Origin of the sequence: Ruegeria sp. B32 (genome assembly GCF_025141855.1) — a bacterium.
GTDB lineage: Bacteria > Pseudomonadota > Alphaproteobacteria > Rhodobacterales > Rhodobacteraceae > Ruegeria > Ruegeria arenilitoris.
Genome location: NZ_CP081106.1, coordinates 236,124 through 257,500, shown reverse-complemented (window position 1 = coordinate 257,500; position 21,377 = coordinate 236,124). Strand labels below are relative to the sequence as shown.

At 60.2% G+C, this 21,377-nt stretch carries 27 protein-coding genes and 1 tRNA gene (1 of these 28 only partly in view); 16 read left to right on the top strand and 12 right to left on the bottom strand.

What is annotated here, in order from left to right:
* Together K3752_RS01400 and K3752_RS01395 are read right to left on the bottom strand one after the other, a co-directional pair.
* Window positions 1-421, bottom strand: the 5' portion of a protein-coding gene (locus K3752_RS01400) for a D-alanyl-D-alanine carboxypeptidase family protein (RefSeq protein WP_093963052.1). Its footprint begins 953 nt before the window's first position; only the first 421 of its 1,374 coding nucleotides appear in the window; it begins with the start codon at window positions 419-421; its stop codon lies beyond the left edge, outside the window.
* Window positions 422-727: 306 nt separating this feature from the next.
* Window positions 728-1,429: an HAD family hydrolase gene (locus K3752_RS01395; protein ID WP_170342015.1), complete on the bottom strand. Its 702-nt coding sequence runs from the start codon at window positions 1,427-1,429 to the stop codon at window positions 728-730.
* Window positions 1,430-1,521: 92 nt separating this feature from the next.
* On the opposite strand from K3752_RS01395, the gene clpS reads away from it, so the two are divergent.
* Genes clpS through hemF form a run of 4 tightly spaced genes read left to right on the top strand, consistent with a single transcriptional unit; the run spans window position 1,522 to window position 4,599 of the window.
* Complete coding sequence (gene clpS, locus K3752_RS01390; protein ID WP_093963054.1) at window positions 1,522-1,863, top strand: ATP-dependent Clp protease adapter ClpS; 342 nt, start codon at window positions 1,522-1,524, stop codon at window positions 1,861-1,863.
* Window positions 1,864-1,902: 39 nt separating this feature from the next.
* Window positions 1,903-2,868, top strand: coding sequence for a class I SAM-dependent methyltransferase (locus K3752_RS01385; protein WP_260064334.1), 966 nt, complete (start codon window positions 1,903-1,905; stop codon window positions 2,866-2,868).
* Window positions 2,869-2,905: 37 nt separating this feature from the next.
* Window positions 2,906-3,706 carry an SDR family NAD(P)-dependent oxidoreductase gene (locus tag K3752_RS01380; RefSeq protein WP_170343228.1) on the top strand — a complete coding sequence of 267 codons (801 nt, stop codon included), beginning with the start codon at window positions 2,906-2,908 and terminating at the stop codon, window positions 3,704-3,706.
* An 8-nt stretch (window positions 3,707-3,714) separates the two neighbouring features.
* Entirely contained in the window at window positions 3,715-4,599 is an 885-nt protein-coding gene (hemF, locus tag K3752_RS01375; RefSeq protein WP_170360341.1) for an oxygen-dependent coproporphyrinogen oxidase, read from the top strand.
* A gap of 4 nt (window positions 4,600-4,603) precedes the next feature.
* Here hemF and K3752_RS01370 read toward each other — a convergent pair whose 3' ends face one another.
* On the bottom strand, window positions 4,604-5,014 hold the full coding sequence (locus tag K3752_RS01370; RefSeq protein WP_093963058.1) for a hypothetical protein: 411 nt from the start codon (window positions 5,012-5,014) through the stop codon (window positions 4,604-4,606).
* Between the two features lie 390 nt (window positions 5,015-5,404).
* Between K3752_RS01370 and K3752_RS01365 the strand changes: the two genes are divergently transcribed.
* Window positions 5,405-5,503 carry a hypothetical protein gene (locus tag K3752_RS01365; protein ID WP_260064314.1) on the top strand — a complete coding sequence of 33 codons (99 nt, stop codon included), beginning with the start codon at window positions 5,405-5,407 and terminating at the stop codon, window positions 5,501-5,503.
* A gap of 39 nt (window positions 5,504-5,542) precedes the next feature.
* The gene (locus tag K3752_RS01360; protein ID WP_260064313.1) at window positions 5,543-5,701 is read left to right on the top strand and encodes a hypothetical protein; all 159 of its coding nucleotides are present in this window, start codon (window positions 5,543-5,545) and stop codon (window positions 5,699-5,701) included.
* Window positions 5,702-5,727: 26 nt separating this feature from the next.
* Here K3752_RS01360 and modC read toward each other — a convergent pair whose 3' ends face one another.
* The 3 genes from modC to modA are packed head-to-tail and all read right to left on the bottom strand — an operon-like array spanning window position 5,728 to window position 8,295.
* The gene (gene modC, locus K3752_RS01355; RefSeq protein WP_260064311.1) at window positions 5,728-6,825 is read right to left on the bottom strand and encodes a molybdenum ABC transporter ATP-binding protein; all 1,098 of its coding nucleotides are present in this window, start codon (window positions 6,823-6,825) and stop codon (window positions 5,728-5,730) included.
* Window positions 6,822-7,514: a molybdate ABC transporter permease subunit gene (modB, locus tag K3752_RS01350; RefSeq protein ID WP_170342025.1), complete on the bottom strand. Its 693-nt coding sequence runs from the start codon at window positions 7,512-7,514 to the stop codon at window positions 6,822-6,824. The genes modC and modB overlap by 4 nt, the downstream gene beginning before the upstream one ends.
* Window positions 7,515-7,518: 4 nt before the next feature.
* A complete protein-coding gene (gene modA / locus K3752_RS01345; protein WP_260064302.1) occupies window positions 7,519-8,295 on the bottom strand; it encodes a molybdate ABC transporter substrate-binding protein in 777 nt (258 codons plus the stop codon).
* A gap of 240 nt (window positions 8,296-8,535) precedes the next feature.
* Here modA and K3752_RS01340 point away from each other — a divergent pair, with 240 nt between their 5' ends.
* The 3 genes from K3752_RS01340 (at window position 8,536) to K3752_RS01330 (ending at window position 10,852) form a co-directional block, all read left to right on the top strand.
* On the top strand, window positions 8,536-9,789 hold the full coding sequence (locus K3752_RS01340) for an aminotransferase class V-fold PLP-dependent enzyme (RefSeq protein WP_260064297.1): 1,254 nt from the start codon (window positions 8,536-8,538) through the stop codon (window positions 9,787-9,789).
* Window positions 9,790-9,866: 77 nt separating this feature from the next.
* Window positions 9,867-9,942, top strand: a tRNA-Val gene (locus tag K3752_RS01335).
* Between the two features lie 157 nt (window positions 9,943-10,099).
* Window positions 10,100-10,852: an outer membrane protein gene (locus K3752_RS01330; RefSeq protein ID WP_170369637.1), complete on the top strand. Its 753-nt coding sequence runs from the start codon at window positions 10,100-10,102 to the stop codon at window positions 10,850-10,852.
* A gap of 136 nt (window positions 10,853-10,988) precedes the next feature.
* Here K3752_RS01330 and K3752_RS01325 read toward each other — a convergent pair whose 3' ends face one another.
* Window positions 10,989-11,924 carry a mechanosensitive ion channel family protein gene (locus K3752_RS01325; protein ID WP_170360317.1) on the bottom strand — a complete coding sequence of 312 codons (936 nt, stop codon included), beginning with the start codon at window positions 11,922-11,924 and terminating at the stop codon, window positions 10,989-10,991.
* Between the two features lie 58 nt (window positions 11,925-11,982).
* Window positions 11,983-12,798 carry a response regulator gene (locus tag K3752_RS01320; RefSeq protein WP_170436652.1) on the bottom strand — a complete coding sequence of 272 codons (816 nt, stop codon included), beginning with the start codon at window positions 12,796-12,798 and terminating at the stop codon, window positions 11,983-11,985.
* Window positions 12,799-12,855: 57 nt separating this feature from the next.
* Between K3752_RS01320 and K3752_RS01315 the strand changes: the two genes are divergently transcribed.
* The 4 genes from K3752_RS01315 to K3752_RS01300 are packed head-to-tail and all read left to right on the top strand — an operon-like array spanning window position 12,856 to window position 16,859.
* Window positions 12,856-13,080: a NepR family anti-sigma factor gene (locus K3752_RS01315; RefSeq protein WP_260064296.1), complete on the top strand. Its 225-nt coding sequence runs from the start codon at window positions 12,856-12,858 to the stop codon at window positions 13,078-13,080.
* Entirely contained in the window at window positions 13,073-13,618 is a 546-nt protein-coding gene (locus tag K3752_RS01310) for an RNA polymerase sigma factor (RefSeq protein WP_170360312.1), read from the top strand. The genes K3752_RS01315 and K3752_RS01310 overlap by 8 nt, the downstream gene beginning before the upstream one ends.
* Before the next feature lie 6 nt (window positions 13,619-13,624).
* Window positions 13,625-15,385: a sensor histidine kinase gene (locus tag K3752_RS01305; RefSeq protein ID WP_260064295.1), complete on the top strand. Its 1,761-nt coding sequence runs from the start codon at window positions 13,625-13,627 to the stop codon at window positions 15,383-15,385.
* A complete protein-coding gene (locus K3752_RS01300) occupies window positions 15,363-16,859 on the top strand; it encodes a phospholipase D family protein (RefSeq protein WP_260064293.1) in 1,497 nt (498 codons plus the stop codon). The genes K3752_RS01305 and K3752_RS01300 overlap by 23 nt, the downstream gene beginning before the upstream one ends.
* Window positions 16,860-16,864: 5 nt before the next feature.
* On the opposite strand, the gene K3752_RS01295 is transcribed toward K3752_RS01300, so the two are convergent.
* The 4 genes from K3752_RS01295 to K3752_RS01280 are packed head-to-tail and all read right to left on the bottom strand — an operon-like array spanning window position 16,865 to window position 19,521.
* Window positions 16,865-17,857: an AI-2E family transporter gene (locus K3752_RS01295; protein ID WP_170420620.1), complete on the bottom strand. Its 993-nt coding sequence runs from the start codon at window positions 17,855-17,857 to the stop codon at window positions 16,865-16,867.
* Between the two features lie 9 nt (window positions 17,858-17,866).
* Entirely contained in the window at window positions 17,867-18,628 is a 762-nt protein-coding gene (locus tag K3752_RS01290) for a hypothetical protein (protein WP_260064292.1), read from the bottom strand.
* Window positions 18,621-19,019, bottom strand: coding sequence for a phage holin family protein (locus tag K3752_RS01285; protein ID WP_260064289.1), 399 nt, complete (start codon window positions 19,017-19,019; stop codon window positions 18,621-18,623). The genes K3752_RS01290 and K3752_RS01285 overlap by 8 nt, the downstream gene beginning before the upstream one ends.
* The gene (locus K3752_RS01280) at window positions 19,012-19,521 is read right to left on the bottom strand and encodes a hypothetical protein (RefSeq protein WP_170441704.1); all 510 of its coding nucleotides are present in this window, start codon (window positions 19,519-19,521) and stop codon (window positions 19,012-19,014) included. The genes K3752_RS01285 and K3752_RS01280 overlap by 8 nt, the downstream gene beginning before the upstream one ends.
* A gap of 212 nt (window positions 19,522-19,733) precedes the next feature.
* Between K3752_RS01280 and K3752_RS01275 the strand changes: the two genes are divergently transcribed.
* The 3 genes from K3752_RS01275 (at window position 19,734) to K3752_RS01265 (ending at window position 21,376) form a co-directional block, all read left to right on the top strand.
* Entirely contained in the window at window positions 19,734-19,931 is a 198-nt protein-coding gene (locus K3752_RS01275) for a CsbD family protein (RefSeq protein ID WP_260064283.1), read from the top strand.
* 94 nt (window positions 19,932-20,025) lie between these two features.
* Window positions 20,026-20,652, top strand: coding sequence for a PRC-barrel domain-containing protein (locus K3752_RS01270; RefSeq protein WP_260064281.1), 627 nt, complete (start codon window positions 20,026-20,028; stop codon window positions 20,650-20,652).
* 154 nt (window positions 20,653-20,806) lie between these two features.
* Window positions 20,807-21,376: a PRC-barrel domain-containing protein gene (locus K3752_RS01265; protein ID WP_260064280.1), complete on the top strand. Its 570-nt coding sequence runs from the start codon at window positions 20,807-20,809 to the stop codon at window positions 21,374-21,376.
* The last annotated feature ends 1 nt before the right edge of the window (window position 21,377 follow it).

Sequence of the window (21,377 nt, the reverse complement as noted above, 5' to 3'; positions counted from 1 at the left end):
GTGCGTTCTTGAAGGTTGTGCGGCTCATGCCCATGGCCTTGGCTGTGCGGGTCATACGGCGCGCAAAGGCGGCCTCGGATCCGCTGAGAGCGATGCCGATCGCGGTCGCGGCGTCATTGGCCGATTTCACAGCGGCCGCGCGGATGAGATAACGGAACGCGATGGTCTGGCCCGCCCGCAGGCCCAGCTTGGAGGGCGGCTCGGCCGCCGCGGCCTTGGTGATCCGCACCTGGGTGTCCAGCGTGATCTCACCGTTCCGCACCGCTTCGAAGGCGATATAGAGGGTCATCATCTTGGTGAGAGAAGCAGGGTGCAGCCTGGTATCGGCGTTGCGGGAGTGCAGAACCTCACCGGTTCTGGCGTCAATGACCATTGCCGCATAAGGAGCCGCAAGCGCCTGAGTCGCCAGGACCAGCGCCATCCATACCACTGTGACTACGAGCAAGCCCGCCCGCGCCGGAACTATCCGCCGAATCTGCACGATCTTTGCCTCTGTCTGCCTCGCGCCGCCGAGTTTTCCCGGTCAGCCTTTTTGATTATTTGGTCGAGGCTAACACACAGCACTGCTGAAATAAACCGAAAGCTGAAAAATCCGCGGCAGCGGCTCCGCTCGGTGGCGTCTAGATGTTGCGGCCCAACGGATGGCCGCCACCAAAACGGCGAAGATGTCAAAAAGTTGGCGCGGCTTCGTCGTAAAAGTTTGAAACTGGGGCCAATCTGTCACAGGTCAGGAAATCTGCCGGACCAGATCAGGAAGATCTCCCAAATCGCGGATCTCCCGGAAACGGGGATGGCTTGTCGGGATCTCGGCCTGCTCGATCTCCCACACCAGACCGTGCGGTACGTGCACGCCCCAGCACCCCGCCTGGATCGGCGCGACCACATCCGACCGCATCGAATTGCCGACCATCATGGCACCGGCAGGTGACTGCCCCATCCGCCGAAAGACTTCGCTATAGGTGTCGGGCGTCTTTTCCGACACGATTTCGACCGCGTCGAACAGTTCACCCAATCCCGATTGGGCCAGTTTGCGCTCTTGATCAATGAGATCACCCTTGGTGATCAGAACAATGCGATGGGTGCCTGCGATTGTCTCGACCGTCTCCCGCGCGTGAGGCAACAGCTCGATCGGGTGGGACAGCATCTCCTGCCCAGCTTCGATCAGTTCGCGGATGACCCTGGCCGGGACTTTGTCTTCCGTCACCTCGATTGCGGTTTCGATCATCGACAGGACGAAACCTTTGATGCCATACCCATAGTGGCGGATGTTGCGCTTCTCGGCCGCCAACAACCGCTCCATCAGATGGTCACGGTCCGCATGATCCGCCAGTAGCGCAGCAAAATGCGCTTGGGTCAGCTGAAAGAAACGCTCGTTGTGCCACAAGGTGTCGTCAGCGTCGAAAGCGACGATGGTCAGGTTTTCATCCATTTCGAATCCGCCCGGTTGCTCTTTCCTCTGGGTGGGTCGACGTTATATAAGCCCTGAAACGACCCGAAGTGTGAATCGGAAAATCTCGCGACATGATTGAAGCCCGTTGGATGATGGCTGGCAAATCGGAAGACGATGGCGACACGTCAATCCTTGTTCAGACCAAGCCCAAGACCAAACGACCGCCCTTGTACAAGGTGCTGCTGTTGAACGACGACTACACGCCCATGGAATTCGTGGTTCATGTGCTCGAGCGGTTCTTCGGGATGTCCCATGCGCAGGCCTTCGAGATCATGTTGACCGTGCACAAGAAAGGCGTGGCCGTGGTCGGCGTATTCAGCCACGAGATTGCCGAGACCAAGGTTGGGCAGGTGATGGATTTCGCTCGTCGGCACCAACACCCGCTTCAATGCACCATGGAGAGAGAGGAGTAGGGTCGCGACGCGCGACTCTGCCCCCTTCAACCCGCTCTGATGTCCTCACGATTGTCTCTCGCCCTCGACTCGGGCCTGACCCTGTCGGAACCGATATCGGTCATTGGACCGACGCCGGATCATGACCTGTCGGCGCTGCCGAACGGTGTCGAGATTGTTCAACCTTTCAAACCATTCCACGACCATTTCCGGGACCGCGGCTTTGCAGCTGTGCCCGAAACCGACAGCGCCTGCGAAGACGTGGTTCTGTTTCTGCCCCGCGCCAAAGCGCAGGCACGCGCCATGATCCATCATGCGTGCAGCCGGGCCTCGGGAACGGTTGCCGTTGATGGTGCCAAGACAGATGGCGTGGACAGCTTGCTGAAGGACGTTCGCAAGCGGGTCGAGATCGAGGGCCCCATCGCCAAGGCGCATGGCAAGATCTTCTGGTTCAAGGCCGATCCCGACGCATTTGCAGACTGGGCCGCGTCCACAGGACAGATGGCGGATGGCTTCCAAACCGCGCCCGGGGTGTTTTCGGCCGACGGGGTCGATCCTGCTTCGACACTGTTGCGCCAGACCCTTCCACCAAAGCTTGGACCTCGGGTCGCCGATCTGGGTGCCGGGTGGGGCTATTTGTCCTCCGGGCTGCTGCAGGATGACACTGTGCGCACGCTGCATCTCGTCGAAGCCGACCATACTGCCCTGACATGCGCCCGGACCAACGTGCCCGACCCAAGGGCACAGTTCCACTGGGCAGATGCGGTGACGTGGTCTGCGCCAGAACCCGTGGACACCGTTGTCATGAACCCGCCGTTTCACACGTCGCGCAGCGCCGATCCCGACCTGGGGCGTGGGTTCATCACCGCCGCCGCGCGCAACCTGTCCCGCTCGGGCCACTTGTGGATGGTCGCCAACCGCCATCTCCCCTATGAAACGACTTTGACTGACGCTTTCGCGCGGGTCGAGGAAATTGCAGGCGACAACCGGTTCAAGGTATTCCACGCCTCTCGCCCTCGGCGGTGAAGCCGATTAACCTGCGCCGCGACTCAGGAGGAAACACATGTCCTTTTCCATAGCCGGCAAGACCGCCATCGTTACCGGAGGCGCCAACGGCATCGGCCTTGCCATCGGCCGTCACTTTGCCGATGCGGGCGCCAACGTGATGTTCGCCGACATGGACGAGAAACGTCTGGCAGAAGAACTGGGCGAACAGGCCGACGACAGCAACGTCCGCTACTTCGCCGGTGATCTGCGCGAAAAGCTGACGATCGCCAACCTCCTTTCGGCCACTCTGGATGCATTCGATCAGGTCGATATTCTGGTCAACGGGGCCAGACAGGTCATCCCGACGGATCCGCTGGACCTGGAAGACGACTCGGTTCGCACCCTTCTGAACCAGAACCTGATGCCCGCCCTGCGGCTGAGCCAGCTTGTGGCCAAGCGGATGATCAAACAATCCGAGGATCAGGAAGAGGGACCGAATGGTTCGATCATCAACCTGTCCTCGATCGCCGGTCAGCGCGCGCATCCAGGCCTTTTGGCCTATTCGGTTTCCAGCGCCGCGCAGGACCAGTTGACCCGGTCCCTAGCAGTGGCGCTTGCGCCTCATCGGATCCGCGTGAACTCGATTGCGTTGGGGTCGGTCATGAGCGCATCACTGCAGGCCACCCTGAAAGACAATCGGGACTATCGGCGGGACATTGAGGATCATACCCCACTGGCCCGCATTGCCGCCCCGGCCGAGCTGGCCGAAACGGCGCAATACCTTGCCTCGGACGCGGCTGCGTTCATTACCGGGCAAGTCCTGACAATTGACGGTGGACGGACCCTTCTGGACCCGGTTGCCGCTCCCGCGCATTGAGCCTGACGATGTTTGAAACGGAAAAATCCACCGCCTCGGCCTGGTTTCGCCAGTTGCGCGACGAAATCGCCGCGGCCTTCGAGGCTTTGGAAGACAGCCACCACGCGGGGCCGTTTTCCGATGCCCCCGCCGGGCGGTTCGAAGTCAAGGAAACTCGACGCCAGTCTGAGGATGGCTCGGACGCGGGCGGTGGGCTGATGTCGGTCATGCGCGGTGGCCGCGTGTTCGAGAAGGTCGGCGTCAATGTCTCGACCGTCTACGGCACGCTCGGCGAGCGGGCACAACAGGCGATGGCCGCGCGCAAGGGCATCCCCGGTATGGCCGACGACCCGCGTTTCTGGGCCTCGGGCATCAGCCTTGTGGCGCATATGCAAAACCCGCATGTCCCGGCCGTTCACATGAACACCCGCATGTTCTGGACGCCCCATGCCTGGTGGTTCGGCGGCGGATCCGACCTGAACCCCTGCATCGAATACCCCGAGGACACGGCGCATTTCCACGCCACGCAGAAGGCGCTTCTGGACCCGCACGGACCAGGGCACTATCCGCGCCTCAAGGAGTGGGCCGACGAGTATTTCTATATCCCGCACCGCAAGCGCGCGCGGGGCGTCGGCGGGATCTTCATGGATGATTACTGCACCGGCGACTGGCAGGCCGATTTCGCGCTGACCCAGGACATTGGCCGCGCTTTCCTGCCGGCCTTTCTGCCGCTGGTCGAAAAGCGGCGCGCGCAGCCATTTACCGAAGCGGACAAAAACACCCAGTTGGTGCACCGCGGGCTCTATGCCGAATACAATCTGGTCTATGACCGGGGCACGAAATTCGGGTTGGAAACCGGGCATGACCCAGACGCCGTGCTGATGAGCCTGCCGCCGCTGGCCAAGTGGGTCTGAGACGTCAGAACCCGAAATCCATGAAGTTGTCGTAGCAGTAGTTCTGCGCCGAGGACGCTGACATGTTCTCGCCCACCCGCTTGACGGTGATTGAATAGCCGGGGGTGGTATCCACGCCCGGCGGCGGCTTCAACGAGAATTGCACGGTTCGGACACCCGGCTCGTAAGCCCTCCAGATGTAGATCCGTTGCGAACCGGGGACACCCAACTGCCGAATGGCGAAATCGCCGATCCCGCACCAGTAGTTGACCGGTGCTGACGACCCGATTGCCTTGACCTCATACACACCGTCTCCGACGGATCTTATCTCGGTGCGGTAGGTCGGGCGGACGCCGATGCCAAACCCGACAGCTTGTGCGGCGATCGGAGCCAACAGAGTTGCAGACAGAACCAAGGCTGAAATCGAATGCTTCATCAAAACTATCCGCCAAAAAACCGGGTTGTGCCAATCATAGGCCGCATGTCCATTGAGTAAAGCCAAACCCGGTCACCTTTGGAAACAGGCCGCGCCCACACGCCCTCTCAGCTTCGGCGGCGACAGAAAACAAGTAACATTTCAAGACTTTGCCCGATATACTGCCGATGTCCCAAGGGGTTGAGGTCAGGTTTGAGCAGAAAATTTCCAATGGACTGGTTTGATATCTCTCCCGAGAAATACGCCGATTTCGGCGCGCTCTTCTACCTTGCCGGGCTGACCAAAACCCACCAGCAACGCAGCCTCGCCTAGGTTCTGTAAGCATTCGAAACGCCTTTGTGGCTGGGGCAGTATCACATCTTTCGCCAAAACGGATTCCCGCGCGGTTTCGTGACCTTTGCCGGGCTCAGCCCTGAAGCGGAATACCGATATGCGGTGCAGGAAAAGCCTTTGATGGATACTGATTTCACCAGCGGTTCATCTTTCTGAATCGTCGATTTGGTCGCACCTTTCGGACAGACCAACCAGATGGTCGAGATTCTGAAACGCGAGATTCCGCACCCGAGGGTGCGCACGAACCGCATGGACAGCGACATGACCCGAAACCGCATCGTCGAATGGACCCGGGATGAGGCCGGCAAGGTCCATATGAAGCTGTACCGGAAAAAGAGTTCTCGCAGCTTCTGAAAGAACAGGGTGATTGACCCTGCCGCCTAAGATTTGGCGACCCGTCCACCGACATCCTGCGGTGCCAAGGCTACGGTCTTGACGACCGCGTGGCACGGTTTGCCGGGCTGCAACGCCAGGGCATCGACCGACCGGCGCGTCACACGGGCCAGCAGCGTGCCCGCCGGTGTTCGGACCGAAACGATCGCCCCTGGCCCTTCGCCCGCGCGCACGGACTCGACGGTGCCCTGCAGGACGTTCAGCGCCGACAGACCCTCGGGCTTTCGGTCCGACAGTATGACTTCCTGGGCGGGGATGCGGATCCGAAGCGTGTCGCCAACCGAATGCGGGATGCGCGGCAGGAACAGTCGGACACCGTTTGCCGTCAGTTCCGTCAGGCCGTCTTCGTGATGCGCGGCCACACTGACCTCAAGCACCGCACCCACAGCCCGCACACCTGTCGGCGCAACCGAGGGATCCGCCAGCACTTCGGAGGCCGGTCCCTGCCGCAGCACCTTGCCGTCCTGCAACGCCACGACCGAGGTGGCAAGGCGGGCCACTTCTGCCGCAGAATGCGTGACATAGAGGATCGGCACCGAGACCTCGTCCCTCAATCGCTCGAAATAGGGCAGGATCTCGGCCTTTCGGGCTTCGTCCAGCGCAGCGAGAGGTTCATCGGCCAGGATCAACCGCGGGCTTGCCAGCAGAGCACGGCCAATGGCGACACGCTGCTTTTCACCGCCCGACAGGTGGGCGGGGCGGCGGTCCAGCAGGTGGCCGATGCCCAGCATCTCTATCACGTGATCGGGATTTTCACGGCGCGCGTCCCGGGGAGCGAACCACCGGCCGTACGACAGGTTTTGGCGCACGGTCAGGTGCGGGAACAAGCGGCCTTCCTGAAAGATATACCCCAGCCGGCGGCGATGCGGCGGCAGCCAATGGCCTTGCTCGGTATCGAACAGCACCCAATCATCCACCGCGACCCGCCCGGCTTGAGGGCGCAGCAACCCGGCCACGGCATCCACAATGGTGGTTTTGCCCGACCCCGATCGTCCGAACAGAACCGTCACACCCCGCGGTGCCTGGAACAGGATGTCCAGGTCAATGCCCGGCAGGCGGTGTCTTATCTGCACGGACAGGCTCATGTTCCCGCCACCCGGGCCGCTGCGCGACGCCCCACATATTCCGACAGAAGCAGCGCCCCCATGGCGATGACGATCGAGATGATGACCAGCCGCATCGCGGCGCTCTCACCGCCCGGCACCTGAAGGAAGGCATAAACGGCCGACGGCAGAGTCTGGGTCTGGCCGGGAATGTTCGACACGAAGGTGATCGTGGCTCCGAACTCGCCCATCGCCTTTGCGAAGGCAAGGATTGCCCCTGCGATGATCCCCGGCAAAATCATAGGCAAAGTCACGGTGACAAAGACAAAAGGTTGCGATGCCCCAAGCGTCGCTCCGGCCTGTTCCAGTTTTGGATCAACCGCCTCGATCGACAGGCGGATTGCCCGAACCATCAGCGGAAATGCCATGATCCCGGCGGCCAGTGCGGCTCCGGTCCAGCGGAAAGCCACAACGACGCCCAGATCAGCCAGCACCCGACCAACCGGGGCTTGTACGTTGAAGGTCAGCAACAACAGATAACCGGTCACGACCGGTGGCAGGATAAGCGGCAGATGCACCAGACCGTTCAGCACTTGTCGGCCGGGAAACCTCCAGCGGGCCAGTGCGTAGGCCACGAATATCCCGAGTGGCAGCGAAACGATCGTCGCCCAGAAAGAGACGCGCAGCGACAATCGCAACGCTTCGATCTCGGCGGGACCCAGCCAACCCATGGCGCTATCCGTGCGGCAGGGTGAAACCCTGCGCCTTGAATATGCCGGTCGCCGGTTCGCTCTGCAGGTAGTCGAGGAAGACCTGCGCCTCAGGCCGTGCGGTCGCGGTCAGGGCTGCGGGATAGACGATCACCGGGTGCGTGCCTTCAGGGAAAACTCCGACCACATCCACCCGAGCCTCGGCCTCCGCATCGGATCGGTAGACAACACCCATTGGTGCCGCGCCACTTGCGACAAGCGCCAAGGCCGCGCGCACGTTGTCGGCCTGAGCCACCTGATCCTGAACATCGTTCCACAGGTCCAGGGCAGTCAGCGCGGCCTTGCCGTAGATTCCGGCGGGAACCGCATCAACGAGGGCCATCGCCAGATAGCCGCCTTTCAATTGACCGCTCAGATCGAAGTCCGGCGTAAGCGTCTGTTCGCTGGGCTGCCCTGCGCGCGCAATCAGCACCAGCCCGTTGCCCACAAGATCGACGCGCGACGCCGGGTCGATGTCTCCGTTCCGCTCAAGAACATCCATCCAGGCGGTATTGGCCGAGATATACAGATCGGCCGGCGCGCCCAGCTGAATCTGCCGGGCCAAAACGGAAGAGGCTGCGAAGGAAACCGTAACCTGTTGACCTGTCGCGGCCTCGAATTCCGGAGCGATCTGGTCCAGCGCGGTCTTGAGACTGGCCGCCGCGAACACCAGGACCTCAGCCGCCGCAACCCGAACCGGGGCAACCAACGCGCCGCAAACGGCGGCAACCGCAACAAGACGGCGGCATGTGTCGAACTGCATCCCCGGCTCTCCTGTTCGGACGGTCGCACTGCTTTTGGCATATCGGAGGCAGCGGGCCACAGGCAAGGTGTATTCCCGCCGGCGTGCCATGCAGAGTCCGGAATCAATTGGTCTTTCCGGCGTCGAAAGAGTAAGCCCGGAGAAAAAGGCGGCATCCCAAACCCGCAATCTGTCGCAAACGAAATTGATGTCGCGAACTCGCAAGACGAGTCTGGGCATGAACTAAACAGGACGTACACCATGCTGCACCAAACCCCGGGATTGATCGACACTGTTCGCGCGCGGTTTGCCCATGTGGACATCTGCCCCTTTCAGGGTCCCCGAATCTTTTTCGAAAATGCCGGCGGCGCACTGACCTTGAACTCGGTGGTCGAAACCTCGGCCCGTTTTGCGGCCATCCCGGACAATCAGGGGCGGGACAACCCCGCCAGTCACGCGTTGGTCGACATCATCAGCCGTGCCAAGGCAGATCTTGCCGTGTTTATGAATGCGCCTTCGGGGCAGTTCTTCGTGGGTGAAAGCGGAACAGAGCTGCTGTTCCGCATGATCCGCACGGCCTGCGTGAATGCGCCAAAAGGGGCAAAGGTGATCGGCAGCTCGATCGAACATCCCGCCAGCCGCAGCGCCGCGCGTCGCTGGGCGGGCCTTGCCGGCTTGGACTATGTGAACGTGCCGCATAACGACGCGACAGGTCTGGTTACCGCCGCAGATTATTCGGCCCACATGACACCGGACGTCGCGGTCGCCACGATCCTGCACGCCTCGCCGGTTACGGGTATGGGAATGGACGTGGCTGAAATCTCGCGCGCGATCCGGGCGGTGTCACCGGAATGTTTCATCATCGTCGACGGCATCCAGCACGCAGCACACGGACAGTTGGATATCGACAGCTACGGAGTCGATGGATACGCGATTTCACCCTACAAAGTGTTTTCCCGGCATGGCTACGGCATAGCCTGGATATCCGACCGGCTGACCGCCCTGCCCCATGACCAACTGATTGACGCGCCCGCTGATGGTTGGGAATTCGGCACGCGCGATACCGGCGCCTACGCCACGATGTCCGACGTGGTTGCCTATTTCGACTGGCTGGGCGGACAGGTGTCGGACGCCGCTGACCAACGCACCAGAATCGAGGCCGCCGGCCAGGCGATTCATGCCTATGAGACCCATCTGACCGACGCGATGATCAACGGTGTAGGCAACCTGCCCGGCCTGCGCGACATGGATCACGTCGCGATTCTGGCCGGAGCAGACAACCCCGCCCGCGAAGGGTTGGTGTCGATCGTGGTCCGCGACATGCCCTCGACCGACGTGGTCTCGCGCCTGAACGCGCAGGGCATCCGAACCCACACCCGCAAGGCCGACCATTACAGCGGGAACGTGCTGAACCCGTTGGGCTTGTCCGACTGCATCCGGATTTCGCTGTGCCACTACAACACCGAGCACGAGGTTGCGCAGCTGCTGACCGCATTGAAGGACATAAATCCCTGAGACACACGGCCACCGGCGCAGAATTTCTGAAAGACCCTCTTGCGCCGGCCCACCAGCTTGGCTAAATCCCCCCTCACGGGTGATTAGCTCAGTTGGTAGAGCGCTTCGTTTACACCGAAGATGTCGGGAGTTCGAGTCTCTCATCACCCACCATCCCAACCGCTTCTCCATTTACAGTATTTGCGCGGGTATGACCTGCCATTTCCGGCGCGTCGCGCCAACCCATGCACAAATCAAAATACCATTTTGGTTTGGCAGCAGCCTCCTTTACTGTGGGGCAAAGCCAAAACGGGCTCACCGGAGGGACATCATGAAGACGGTACGGATCGCGAAACCCCTGATGCTTGGCCTGTCGCTGGCGATTTCAGCAGCGACCTCGGCACTGTCTCAGCAGTCCGACTGGTCGTATTCGGCCACGATCTACCTGTTCACCCCTGAAACGGAAGTGTCGCTGGACACACCGGCGGGCACGCTGGATGGCACGCTCAGCTTCTCTGACGCGCTGGAAAACCTCGACCTTGCTTTCATGGGCACGTTTGCCGCGTCGAACGGCCGTTGGTCGTTCCTTGCGGACTACAACTATACGAACCTGTCCTTCTCGAACGAGACTCCCGGACCGGCAAGCTCGGGTCTGGACACATCGTTCAAAACCCAGTTCCTGAGCGGCTATGTCGGCTACCGTGTCCTCGAAACACCGACAGCCAGCGTCGATCTGGCTGGCGGGTTCAGATGGTTCAGCACTGAAACCAAGTTCAACCTGTTGCCCGGAACAGCGCCCGGCAATCAGACCTCGGTTGACAGCAGCTGGACCGATCCGGTGATCGGCGTCCGTGCCCGGGTCGCGTTTTCGGACAAATGGTCGGGAACCGGGTTCCTGGACTATGGCGGGTTCCGCAGCGACAGCGAAACCTGGCAGGTCCTGCTGACCGCGGACTATGCGATCAACGACCGCTGGCTGTTACGCGGCGGGTACCGCTACATTTCCTTTGATCACGACATCAATGGCAATGACTTCAGCTTCCACCAATCCGGCCCGGTCATTGGCGCAACCTACCGATTCTAGGGCATTTGCCACCCACTAGGTGACGCTCGACATGCAAAGCCCGTCCTGCGACGCACAAATCCTGTCTTTCGGCACCCCGATGACGTTCGCTTTTTTGGAGTTCCGGCTTCAGACCCCCTAAGATCAACAGTCAAGGTTACTCTGCCGCGATCGCCTTCTCTTGCCGTCTCTCGACGTCTTCGATCAGCAGCGTGCGGGTCGGAAACGGAATATTGATATCGGCTTCGTCCAGCGCTTCTTTGACTTTGCGCTTCATGTCTGCCTGGTACTGGAAGTAGTCCGAAGACTTGCACCAAACGCGGACAAGAAAATCGACGCTGCTGCTGCCAAGATTGTTCACCTGGATGAACGGTTCGGGATCTGCCTGCGAACGGGCGTCCGACATGATCGTATCGCGAATGACACGCTCGGCCTCCGCCAGGTTGACGCCGTATCCAACGCCAAAGGTCCACTCGGCACGACGTGTTTCATAGACGGAATAGTTCTTGATGGTGTTTCCCCACACCTCGGCGTTGGGAACGATAACCTTGACGTTCCCCATATCAGCAATTTCGGTGTAATTAAGGGTGATATCTTTTACGGTTCCGAGCACGCCGTTCACGTCGACGAAATCGCCGATCTTGAGCGGCCGGAACAGGATGATCATCACGCCGGCTGCGACGTTGGACAATGTGCCTTGCAGGGCAAGACCAATGGCCAAACCTGCGGCACCGATCAGCGCGATGATCGACGTCGTCTGCACCCCGAACGTGTTCAGAATGAACAACCCCGTAAACGCCAGGATCGTATAGCGCGCCAGATTGCCAAGAAAGTTGAAAAGCGTGTCGTCAAGACGTTCCGATTTTTCACCGACGCCCCGGATCTTCCGGCTGACATATCTTGAAATCACAAGCCCAAGCACCAACAGGATCAGCGCGGCGATCGTGTTCGCGACGAGGCCAAGAAGGGCCTCGAGCGTCAACAGGTCGCTCAGCGATTTCCCGTCATACAGCTCGGTATTCAGAACTTGCGACAGTTCGGCCCAAACGGTGTTCGTCACGGTCTCTGCGGTCTGTGCAATCTCGTTTTCCATGGTGTTCCTCGTGTTTCATCGCCTGAATTTTCGTATCTTGCAGCGCGGCCCTGCCGCGTCAGACCTCGATTACGGCGCTAGAGGCAAAGAACATGGCCTGGCTGACGGCCGATTTGACTTGTTCTTCGGTGTAGGGTTTGGAAATCAGAAAGGCGGGTTCGGGGCCTTTGCCCGTCAGAAGGCGCTCGGGGAATGCGGTAATGAAAATGACGGGACAATCGCCGTGCTGGGCAATGATGCGGTTCACCGCATCGATTCCGCTGGATTTGTCCGCCAGTTGGATGTCCGACAGGATCAGGTCGAACGGCTCGTGCTCGGCCAGTTCGATGGCGGCGGTCTCGGTGCGTGCGACGCCGGTGACCCGGTGGCCTAGGTCGGTCACCATCGTTTCAAGATCCATCGCAATGATTGCTTCGTCTTCGATGATCAAAATGCGCCCAGAAGTGTGGCGGGCCATTTCCTCGTAGGCGATATCGATCAGCTTCTGAGCCTCGGCGGGTTCTATCTGCATGATTGCGGCGATATCGCTGACCGAGAACTCTTCGACCGTGCGCAGCAGCAAGGCCTCGCGCGTGTTCGGCGTCAGTCGTGCCAACTGGGCGTGGGCGCGCGATTGAATGTCGGAACTGCCGCCATCGGCGTCAACGGGCATTCCCGACGTTGACCAGATACCGTGAAAAACACGAAACAGCGCGACCCGCGGCGTGAGATCTGCATCGAACTGGGCGGGATCGGCAAGGATCGCCTCAAGCGACGCAGCGGCGTAGGCGTCGCCACTGTCCTGTGAGCCGGTGAGGGCACGGGCATAACGGCGCAGAAACGGCAGCAGCGGGCCAATTTGATCTGCGACGGAAACTCCGGTCAGCTCAGTCATCTATGTTTTCCTCATTTTTTTCTCTAAACTCGGGAACCAAACGCATACTGGGGCGTTATGGTTCCAGCAAAAGTAAAAATTTTTGATGATGCCATGACAAAACCACAGCCAAGCCGAAGCCATCGGCAAGAAATAGAAAAGCGGATCGACGAAAACCTCAAGCGAGCTTTCGATGAGGTTGCCAGCGAACCGGTTCCGGATCGGTTCGTCGATCTTCTTGAAAAACTGCGCAATCAGACCAGTGTCTCCAAAAGCGGTGACACGGGAGGCTCGGATGGTTGATCCGCGAGAAGAGCTCGTCGAACATATTGGCGCGATGCGTGCCTTTGCGATCAGCTTGTGCCGAAACGGCGCCACGGCCGATGACATCGTGCAGGACGCATTGATTAAGGCATGGAGCAATATCGACTCGTTCCAAGAAGGCACCAACATGCGGGCTTGGCTGTTCACCATTGTCCGGAACACCTATTTTTCCCTGCACCGCAAACGCAAGCGCGAGGTCGAGGATGTCGATGGTGTCATGGCGGAGAGCCTGTCGCAGAAGCCCGACCATGACGGACGTTTGGCCTTGAAGGATTTTGCGGTTGCTTTTGAGCAGTTGACGGATGAGCAGCGCGAAGCGTTGGTGCTGGTCGGTGCACAAGGGTTTTCCTATGAGGAAGCAGCCGAGATGTGCGGCGTCGCCCTTGGAACGATCAAAAGCCGGGTGAACCGGGCCCGCGCGCAACTGGCCGAACTGATGGATTTGGAAGATGACGAACCCATCGAATTGACCGATGCGGTAACGGCGGCAATCGTTCAGACGCAACCGGCGGCCTGACGATCAATGGATGCGAAGCCGCGCAGCCTGACCGTTTATCTTGCCGCGCTGGTCACCTTGGCGCTTCTGCCGCTAGGGCTGATTGCGGTATTGCAGACACGCGCTGTTATTACCGAGGCCGACGAAAGATCGCGGGCCTCAGTGCTGGCGCGCACGATTGAGGCTGCCAGCCGGGAACGGGAGCTTCTGCAGAAAGCTGTTGGTGCAAGTTCGGGACTCACAGCCGCGCTTGCCGAGGGAGGCTTGGACAATGCTGCTTGTTCGGACCTCATGCGCCGGTTCGTCGAACGCCAGCCCGAGTTCGTATTTGCCGGATTTATTCAGCCAAACGGGGTCATGGCCTGCTCGACCGTCGAGCGAACCATCGATTTGTCGGACGCGCCCGGTTTCGGGCAGATCTCTGAAAATCCGCAACTTACGTTTTCTGTCAATCGTGCCGGCGAGGCGACCGGGCAATCGGTGATCATCGTGACCCAGCCGGTCCTGAACAGGACCGAGCTTGTGGGGTTCGTTTCCATCTCGATACCTCATGCGCTGGCACGGACGCCCCTGGATGTTGGCAACATCGGGAGCGACGTCGTCATCGCCCTGTTCGACGCGACCGGAGAAGTGCTGTCGTCAAATGTGGGCTTGGACGCGGTCCAGCAATTCCTGCCGCCCGTGCAGGAAAATCTGTTGGTTCTATCCAGTTCCGGCAAGACCTTTTCCGCCAAGACGGTTGGCGGCGAGGATCGGGTTTTTGCAGTTGCCACCATCATTCCGGGCGAAGTTGCCGTGATCGGCAGTTGGCCGCGCGAGGCGGCGCTGGCCTCTGTTGGCGCGGGCAGTACGGCCCTGACCATTGCGTTTCCCATCCTGATGTGGGTGACCGGACTGGGAGTTGCCCTGTGGGGCCTGCATCGGTTGGTGATCCGGCATCTCGACAGCTTGCGTTCGGCCGTGCGTCGCTTTGCGTTGGGCGAGCGCGACCCCATTGAAAGCCTTGCAGGCGCGCCGCAGGAGTTCCAGCAAATCCAGACTGCATTCAACCGCATGGTCTTGTTGATCCGCGAGGCTGAGGCGCAGCACGAACGGGATCTTGTCGAAAAAACGCTGTTGTTGCGCGAGGTTCACCATCGTGTCAAAAACAACCTGCAACTGATCGCTTCGATCATGAACATGCATTTGCGCAAGGCTGAAACCCCCGAGGCCCGGCGCTTGCTGGAACAGTTGCAGCGTCGGGTTCGCGGCCTGGCCATGGTGCACCAAACCTTGAACCAGAACTCGCAGATGACGACGATCAACACCGAGGCTCTCATCGGGCATTTGGTGGCCGAACTGGCGCATCGACCGCCAATTCTGGGTCAGGTGGTCGAGGTCGACTGCCGGATCGCGCCGGTCGAACTGGGGCAGGATCAGGCCGTCACGATGTCGATGCTGGTGGCCGAGGCGCTGACGAACGCGGTCAAATACGTAGGCGTACCGCAGGACGGACCGCCGACAATCTCGGTGGAATTGACCCGCCCCGAGGAGAGCACCCTGCATCTGAAAATCTCCAACACGCGCGGGCAGTCGGACGACGGTTCGGATCTGTTCCACAGCGGCGGGATCGGTCAACGGCTGATGCAGGCCTTCCTTCGCCAATTGGACGGTTCGGAAACCATAACCGAGACATCATCGCATTATGTGTATGAGGTGACGTTCGAAATCGCCGAAGTAGAAGGGGATAGCGAACCACAGACCATTGCGGATGAGAGAGGCGGTGATGCCCGTGCCGCAGCAGAATGACTTTGAAGTCCTGATCACGGCCGAGCAAGCCTGGCCCGCCTTGGAAAAAGCGGTTCTGGAGGCCCGGCACCAGATCAAGGCAAGTTTTCGGATATTCGATTTCATGACACGGCTGCGCAGCGATGAGGCGCGCCGGATCGGCGATACCTGGTTTGACCTGATCGAGCATGTCATCCGCAAGGGTGTCTCGTTTCATTTGGTCATCAGCGATTTCGATCCGATCTTTGCGACCGAGTTGCACGAACTGAGCTGGCGCACCAAACGGCAGGCAATTGCGCTTGCGGAAATCCTTGGCCCAGATCTGGCCGCGCGCTTGAGCGTTCGCGTGTCCATGCATCCCGCGCAGGCCGGCGCATTGCCTTGGGCCACGCTGTTACCCGCGGTTTTGCGAAAAAAGGCGCAGCGGATGCAGGAGCTGTCCCGCGAACGACGCGAACGGCAGGCGGTACGGCTGGGGTCGGACATGTTGCCCCGGCTTCACACCGTGTCGCACCATCAGAAAGTCGCCGTGATCGACAATGAGGTCTGCTACCTCGGCGGATTGGACTTGAACGAAAGGCGCTTTGACACACCGGATCACGACCGTCTGGCCAAGAACACCTGGTCAGACGTTCAATTGCTGGTCCGCGGACCCGAGGCCGCCGAGGCCGCACGCCATATCGACCGGTTCGAACATGAAATCGCAACCGGACAACCGGACCCGCAGACGACCCATCTGCGCCGCACCCTGTCCAGCCCGCGCCGGTTTGCGTTCTGGCGGCTGTCGCCAAAGACCATCGCGCATGAGATCGAGGAGGAACACATCGCCGCCTTTCAGGCCGCGCGGCAACTTCTGCACATCGAGACCCAGTATTTCAGATCAACCCGGCTGGCCGAGGCCTTGGCTGAGGCGGGCCATTCCAAGCAGGATCTGAAACTGGTGCTTGTTCTCCCAGCCTTGCCCGAGGAAGTGGCCTTTGGCGGGCATGACGGACTGGACGCGCAATACGGTTTGGACCTGCAGGCCAAATGCCTGGAGATCATCCAGCAGGGGTTCCAAAACCGGGTTTCGGTGTCGACCCCGGTCCAACCGATTTCGGCCAGTGGGGCCGATGCCAGCGCTGAAGTTCTGAGCGGGTCTCCGATCATTCACGTTCACAACAAAGTTCTGGTCGTGGATGACAGCCATGCCTTGGTTGGGTCCGCCAACCTGAACGGACGGTCTTTGCGGTGGGACACAGAGGTCGCCCTTCGGATCACCGCCCGGCAGCGGGTCGCGGTTCTGCGGCAGGCCTTGGTGGACCATTGGTGGTTCTCGGACGATCTGCGCAGACAGATCGAGCCCGATGCCACGTTCGACTGGTGGGGGCGAGAGGTTCAGGCCAACGGCGTGCGGCGCCCCGAAGCGCGCAGCGGTTTCCTGGTCCCGCATGACGCAGACGTTGCGCGCGATATGCGGCAACCTCTTCCGGGGGTAACTGAAAACATCGTCTAGGTGGTCTAGACCGGGCTCATGACCTTGGGGTGCATCAAAACACCGAACCACAGCAGGATCGGCAGCGCGACGATGGCGCCGACCGGTCCCCACAGCCAAAGCCCAAAGATGATGGCGATGAATACGACCAGCGGGTTCACCTGCAGACGTTGGCCGACGAAGGCGGGTGTTACGAATTGTGCCTCGGACAGATTGATCGCCAGGAAAATCAGGGGGGGCAACAGGGCCGCGGCTCCGCCGAACTGGGTTAAGCCGGCGATCAGAAGGCCGGTCAGTATCATCAGCGGGCCGAGATACAGCACAAAATTCAGAAGGCCGGCGGCCACCCCCCAGACCACGGCGTCATTGATGCCGATCAGCCCCAAGGCCACGGCCGTTACCGTCCCGAGGCCGATATTGACCAACGTCACGGCAGCGAAATAGCGATAGACCGCGCGGTCGGCCAGATACAGCCGCTCCGTCAACGGGCCGGCTGCGGCATAGAGCTCGGGTCGGGTCAAAACGAAAAAGAAGAGCGTGCCGATGAAAATCAGGATCTTTGATCCGAAATTGGGCGCCAGCCACAAGGCATCCATCACTGACGGAAGGGCGGACTCCGTTTCCGCTGCCCCATCGGCGCCGACGGTTTCCTCGATCTCGCGTCCAAGCGTTTCGATACCCCGAATGAACTCGGACATCGCGGCGACCCAAGAGCGCAACTCGCGTTTGATGGCAGGCAACTGTTCGACCAGCGTGGACAGCAATGGTTCAAGCAGAAGGAATGCCGCGACGATGACGGTGCTGGTCACGAACAGCAGTGCCGAGGCGGATATCACACGCGGGCAACCGACCTTCTCAAGCTTGTCCGCAAGCGGGGCAACCACGACCCCCAAAACCAAAGCGAAGGTGATCGGCGCAACGATCGACCGGGCCAGGTACAAAGCGGTGATGATGGCAATCCCGGTCAGGATCGCCAGCATCGCACGCAGGGCCGATGGAGAGCTGAAAGCAGTTTGCATGGGTGCGCTTCACTGACTGCGCAAAGCGTCAGAGGCCCGATCAGCGGCCTCATCCAGCCGTGCGTTGGCCGCGGCATGCAGTTTGTCCAGTTCTTCGTTCAAAACCCGTTGGGCCTGTCGCATCAGCTGATCGCGCCGATGGCCCAGCAACTCGTCCTCTTTGCGGGTGTTGGGCAGCAGAGCGCCAGCCAGAATACCTACGCCCAGCGCTAATGCTCCGGCCGCCAGCGGCTGATCATGAACGAAGGTTTGCGAGGCCTTCGCCGCCTTCCGCGCACGCTTCTCGACCGCTTGCTGCGCACTGATTGCGGCCTTGCGCGCCTCGATCACCCGGGCACGGGATTGGGGGGACAGCTTGTCCAGACCACGGTCCAAGGCGGCGGACAGCGCACTGGCAGATTGGCTGTGTTCAGTCATTCCAGTCATCTCCTGTTTCATGCGGCTGTCAGCGTCGGCGACACGCCGGTCAAACCCGTCGAAGGCTTGCTGCGGAGGCACGGCCTGGGGCGGGGATTGAGTTCTTTTTGCGCCAGACCCGGGACCCGCAACCAAAAGGGCTGCCCCTGCACCGAACAGAGCAAATGCGGTCGGGTTTTTTCGAGCCGCGGACCAGAGTTGCGCACCGATCTGTCCGCCATAGGTTTCGAGCGTCGATTTCGCCTCGTCTGCCAGGCGCTGTGGCGCCAGCGTATCCGACAGAGCATTCAGCGAGCGCGCAAGGGCGCTGCGTTCATATGCGATCTGCCCCTCGAGGGGTGTCAGGTCAGACATGGGTCGACTCCTTCATCGCTTCGATGTCGCGCTGCAGGTTTTTCATGGCTTTCTCGGGGACCAGCGCGGTGGCGGACATGCGGGACCGGCCAAAAAGCGCCAGGCACGCAGCAGCCAGTGCCAAGCCCGCGCCAACGAGCAACGAGGCCATACCCGCCGACAATCCTTTGGCGGCGAAATACGCGACCAAGGCTGTGGCCATGAGGTTCAGCGCGATCATCAACAGGATCAGAGCAATGCCAATGCAGGCCAGCCCTACGCCCGCTCGCGTCAGGTTTCGGGACAACTCCTCCTTGGCTAGCTTCGCCTCAGCGTGAAGCAAACCCGACAGATGTTTGAGCGCGTTTGCCAAAAGCCCCGGTGCCGATCGCAGATCGTTGGGGTTATGCATCGCGGCCACCATTCATCCGCGCCAGCGCGCTGGTGTGGCCCGACGTATCGACCGAAGTCCCATGCAGCGGCGACGGATCAATATCCCAAGGATCTGCACCAAAAGATGCGGATTGAGCCGCGCCCGTATTGCGCGCGCTCAGAAAACGGGCTGCGGCAAACCCGGCCAGGGCAACCGATCCGACGAACAACAGCGGGTTTTGCTGGGCGAAATCAGAGACCTTTCGGCTCACACTGGCCAAATCGGCAGAGCGCACCTGCCCAGCCACGGCCTCCATGTTGTCCGCAATCCTCGACAGGACCTGATGCTGCACAGATTGGTCGGGAAATGCATCGGCAGCTGCGTCGGCTGCATGAGCGGCACTCTCAGCCTCCTGCGCTGCGCTGTCTTTCAAGGCTTCGGCCCGGGCCGAGGCCTCTGCGGTCACGGTGTCCTTAACCTTGTCGGCCAGATCTTGGGCATGGGCTTTTGCCTTCTCCGTGGTCTCAGTTCGACGTGGCATGGTTCGATCTCCTGTGTTGAGGTCTCGGTCACCCAACGCATGGCCGGCGAGATTGTTCCCAAGACCAGTTCGAACGCCACGGTGGACCCAGTTCGGATACCGTCAGATCGCCCTTGCACGTTGTCAGTTGCAGAAAAAACGCCGCCGCCCGGAACCAGCTCGCGTTTGGCGCGTTTCACTGACAGCGACGAAGCAATCGAAAGGAAGTTACGATGAACTGGGACCAAATTCTTGGACGCTGGACCGAATTCAAAGGCAAGCTGATCGAGTGTTTCGGCGAGCTGACTGATGACGAAATCGAACAAGCGCGCGGCGATCGCGAGCAACTGGAAGGCATCATCCAGAAGAAATACGGAGACTCGAAAGAGGACGTTCGGGAAATCGTGGATCGCCTGATGAAGGACATGTAGCGCAAAGGCGGATGCACATATCGCGTGGGGTGGCGTCAAACCAACGGCGCCCCACACACTCCCAAGACCGACCCCAAAGGTAATTACGAGCGCCATGAAGCTGTCTGACCTCATTAACACGCCCGTTGTCTCAGCTGGAACCGACCACTCAATTGGTCGTGTTTCCGATATCGTCATCCGCGCTGGGCAAACCGAGTTGGAGTACGTCTTGGTCAATCTGAGCGTGACCGGAGGGAATGACCCGGTGGCATTCACCGCCGATACGCTTGAACTTGGCGCAAGCGAAGTAACGTGCGCGTTCTCCCAACAACAATTGGATCACCTTCGTCAGCGCAAAGAAAAAGAAGATGAAGATCCCCTTGCAGTGGACATCGAAGGCTTGCCGCCCCTGGTCATAGGGCCGTTCGGCAACGCGATTGCACCGGTTGTGATGGGGGCGGTCCTGAAGGACGCCCTCCGCCAACGCCCCCAACCGACGCCACCCGGTAGCAACTTCCGATGGTTTACGAAGTTGCAGGGCAACCCCGTGTTTGACTCGACTGGTGAGTTGGGCAGATTCAAGGATATTGAGTTCGACCCTGACACCAAGGCACTGCGGTTTCTTCTGATCGACGGGCGACCAGATATCCTGAGTTTTCCATTCGCCGAGTTACGCAATATTCCCGACGACGAACACTACATGGTTCTATCCAGGTCCTCCGACCCGCTGCACCCGGTCTGAGTATCTGGACACAGCTTATTAAACCGCGCAGATGCGCGGTTTTTTCTTTTTAAAACAAATATTTTTGTGTTTTTTTGGGAACAAGTCGCGGCGTCATTCGTTTGTTCAACAAGACCGCGGGAAATGCGGTCAGAACAGACCAAAGGAGTGAGCTATGAAACGTTTTCTGACCACAACTTCGATCGTTCTGGTGATGTCGGCATCGGCCTATGCAGAAAGCTCGAATGTCGAAGAAGTCGGCAAGAACCTGGAAGAGGCAGCCGAGGCAGCCGGTGATGCGCTGTCCAATACCGCGCAGGATATCAAGAACGCTGCGCAGAACACGGCGGAAGACGTCGACCAGGCAGCCGAAGCAACCGGTGAGTACATCAGCGAAAAAGCCGGACAGATGGCTGATGCGGTTGATCCAACCACCATCGACATCGAGGGTTATGTCCCCGTTGCCCAGGGCACTATCCCGGCCGAAGACCTGACCGGCATGCGCGTCTATGACGTCTCGCAAGAGTGGATCGGCGAGATCGAAGAGGTCGTCGTCGACATGGACGGAACGGTCGATGGGGCCGTGATCGGCGTCGGCGGGTTCCTCGGCTTGGGGGAAAAGGATGTTCTGATCGATTTCTCGCGCGTGTCGCTGATGCGTGAAGTCGATGGAGACACCACCTATGCCTTCGTTCACGCTGACAAGGAGATGCTGAAGGATATGCCGGCCTACGAAGGGTCGTAAA

What these genes read in the sequence shown, in the direction of transcription:
- K3752_RS01395 (WP_170342015.1), bottom strand. Translation starts at nt 1,429, where the DNA reads ATGGATGAAAACCTGACCATCGTCGCTTTCGACGCTGACGACACCTTG.
- clpS (WP_093963054.1), top strand. Translation starts at nt 1,522, where the DNA reads ATGATTGAAGCCCGTTGGATGATGGCTGGCAAATCGGAAGACGATGGC.
- K3752_RS01385 (WP_260064334.1), top strand. Translation starts at nt 1,903, where the DNA reads ATGTCCTCACGATTGTCTCTCGCCCTCGACTCGGGCCTGACCCTGTCG.
- K3752_RS01380 (WP_170343228.1), top strand. Translation starts at nt 2,906, where the DNA reads ATGTCCTTTTCCATAGCCGGCAAGACCGCCATCGTTACCGGAGGCGCC.
- hemF (WP_170360341.1), top strand. Translation starts at nt 3,715, where the DNA reads ATGTTTGAAACGGAAAAATCCACCGCCTCGGCCTGGTTTCGCCAGTTG.
- K3752_RS01370 (WP_093963058.1), bottom strand. Translation starts at nt 5,014, where the DNA reads ATGAAGCATTCGATTTCAGCCTTGGTTCTGTCTGCAACTCTGTTGGCT.
- K3752_RS01360 (WP_260064313.1), top strand. Translation starts at nt 5,543, where the DNA reads ATGGTCGAGATTCTGAAACGCGAGATTCCGCACCCGAGGGTGCGCACG.
- modC (WP_260064311.1), bottom strand. Translation starts at nt 6,825, where the DNA reads ATGAGCCTGTCCGTGCAGATAAGACACCGCCTGCCGGGCATTGACCTG.
- modB (WP_170342025.1), bottom strand. Translation starts at nt 7,514, where the DNA reads ATGGGTTGGCTGGGTCCCGCCGAGATCGAAGCGTTGCGATTGTCGCTG.
- modA (WP_260064302.1), bottom strand. Translation starts at nt 8,295, where the DNA reads ATGCAGTTCGACACATGCCGCCGTCTTGTTGCGGTTGCCGCCGTTTGC.
- K3752_RS01340 (WP_260064297.1), top strand. Translation starts at nt 8,536, where the DNA reads ATGCTGCACCAAACCCCGGGATTGATCGACACTGTTCGCGCGCGGTTT.
- K3752_RS01330 (WP_170369637.1), top strand. Translation starts at nt 10,100, where the DNA reads ATGAAGACGGTACGGATCGCGAAACCCCTGATGCTTGGCCTGTCGCTG.
- K3752_RS01325 (WP_170360317.1), bottom strand. Translation starts at nt 11,924, where the DNA reads ATGGAAAACGAGATTGCACAGACCGCAGAGACCGTGACGAACACCGTT.
- K3752_RS01320 (WP_170436652.1), bottom strand. Translation starts at nt 12,798, where the DNA reads ATGACTGAGCTGACCGGAGTTTCCGTCGCAGATCAAATTGGCCCGCTG.
- K3752_RS01315 (WP_260064296.1), top strand. Translation starts at nt 12,856, where the DNA reads ATGGTTCCAGCAAAAGTAAAAATTTTTGATGATGCCATGACAAAACCA.
- K3752_RS01310 (WP_170360312.1), top strand. Translation starts at nt 13,073, where the DNA reads ATGGTTGATCCGCGAGAAGAGCTCGTCGAACATATTGGCGCGATGCGT.
- K3752_RS01305 (WP_260064295.1), top strand. Translation starts at nt 13,625, where the DNA reads ATGGATGCGAAGCCGCGCAGCCTGACCGTTTATCTTGCCGCGCTGGTC.
- K3752_RS01300 (WP_260064293.1), top strand. Translation starts at nt 15,363, where the DNA reads ATGCCCGTGCCGCAGCAGAATGACTTTGAAGTCCTGATCACGGCCGAG.
- K3752_RS01295 (WP_170420620.1), bottom strand. Translation starts at nt 17,857, where the DNA reads ATGCAAACTGCTTTCAGCTCTCCATCGGCCCTGCGTGCGATGCTGGCG.
- K3752_RS01290 (WP_260064292.1), bottom strand. Translation starts at nt 18,628, where the DNA reads ATGTCTGACCTGACACCCCTCGAGGGGCAGATCGCATATGAACGCAGC.
- K3752_RS01285 (WP_260064289.1), bottom strand. Translation starts at nt 19,019, where the DNA reads ATGCATAACCCCAACGATCTGCGATCGGCACCGGGGCTTTTGGCAAAC.
- K3752_RS01280 (WP_170441704.1), bottom strand. Translation starts at nt 19,521, where the DNA reads ATGCCACGTCGAACTGAGACCACGGAGAAGGCAAAAGCCCATGCCCAA.
- K3752_RS01275 (WP_260064283.1), top strand. Translation starts at nt 19,734, where the DNA reads ATGAACTGGGACCAAATTCTTGGACGCTGGACCGAATTCAAAGGCAAG.
- K3752_RS01270 (WP_260064281.1), top strand. Translation starts at nt 20,026, where the DNA reads ATGAAGCTGTCTGACCTCATTAACACGCCCGTTGTCTCAGCTGGAACC.
- K3752_RS01265 (WP_260064280.1), top strand. Translation starts at nt 20,807, where the DNA reads ATGAAACGTTTTCTGACCACAACTTCGATCGTTCTGGTGATGTCGGCA.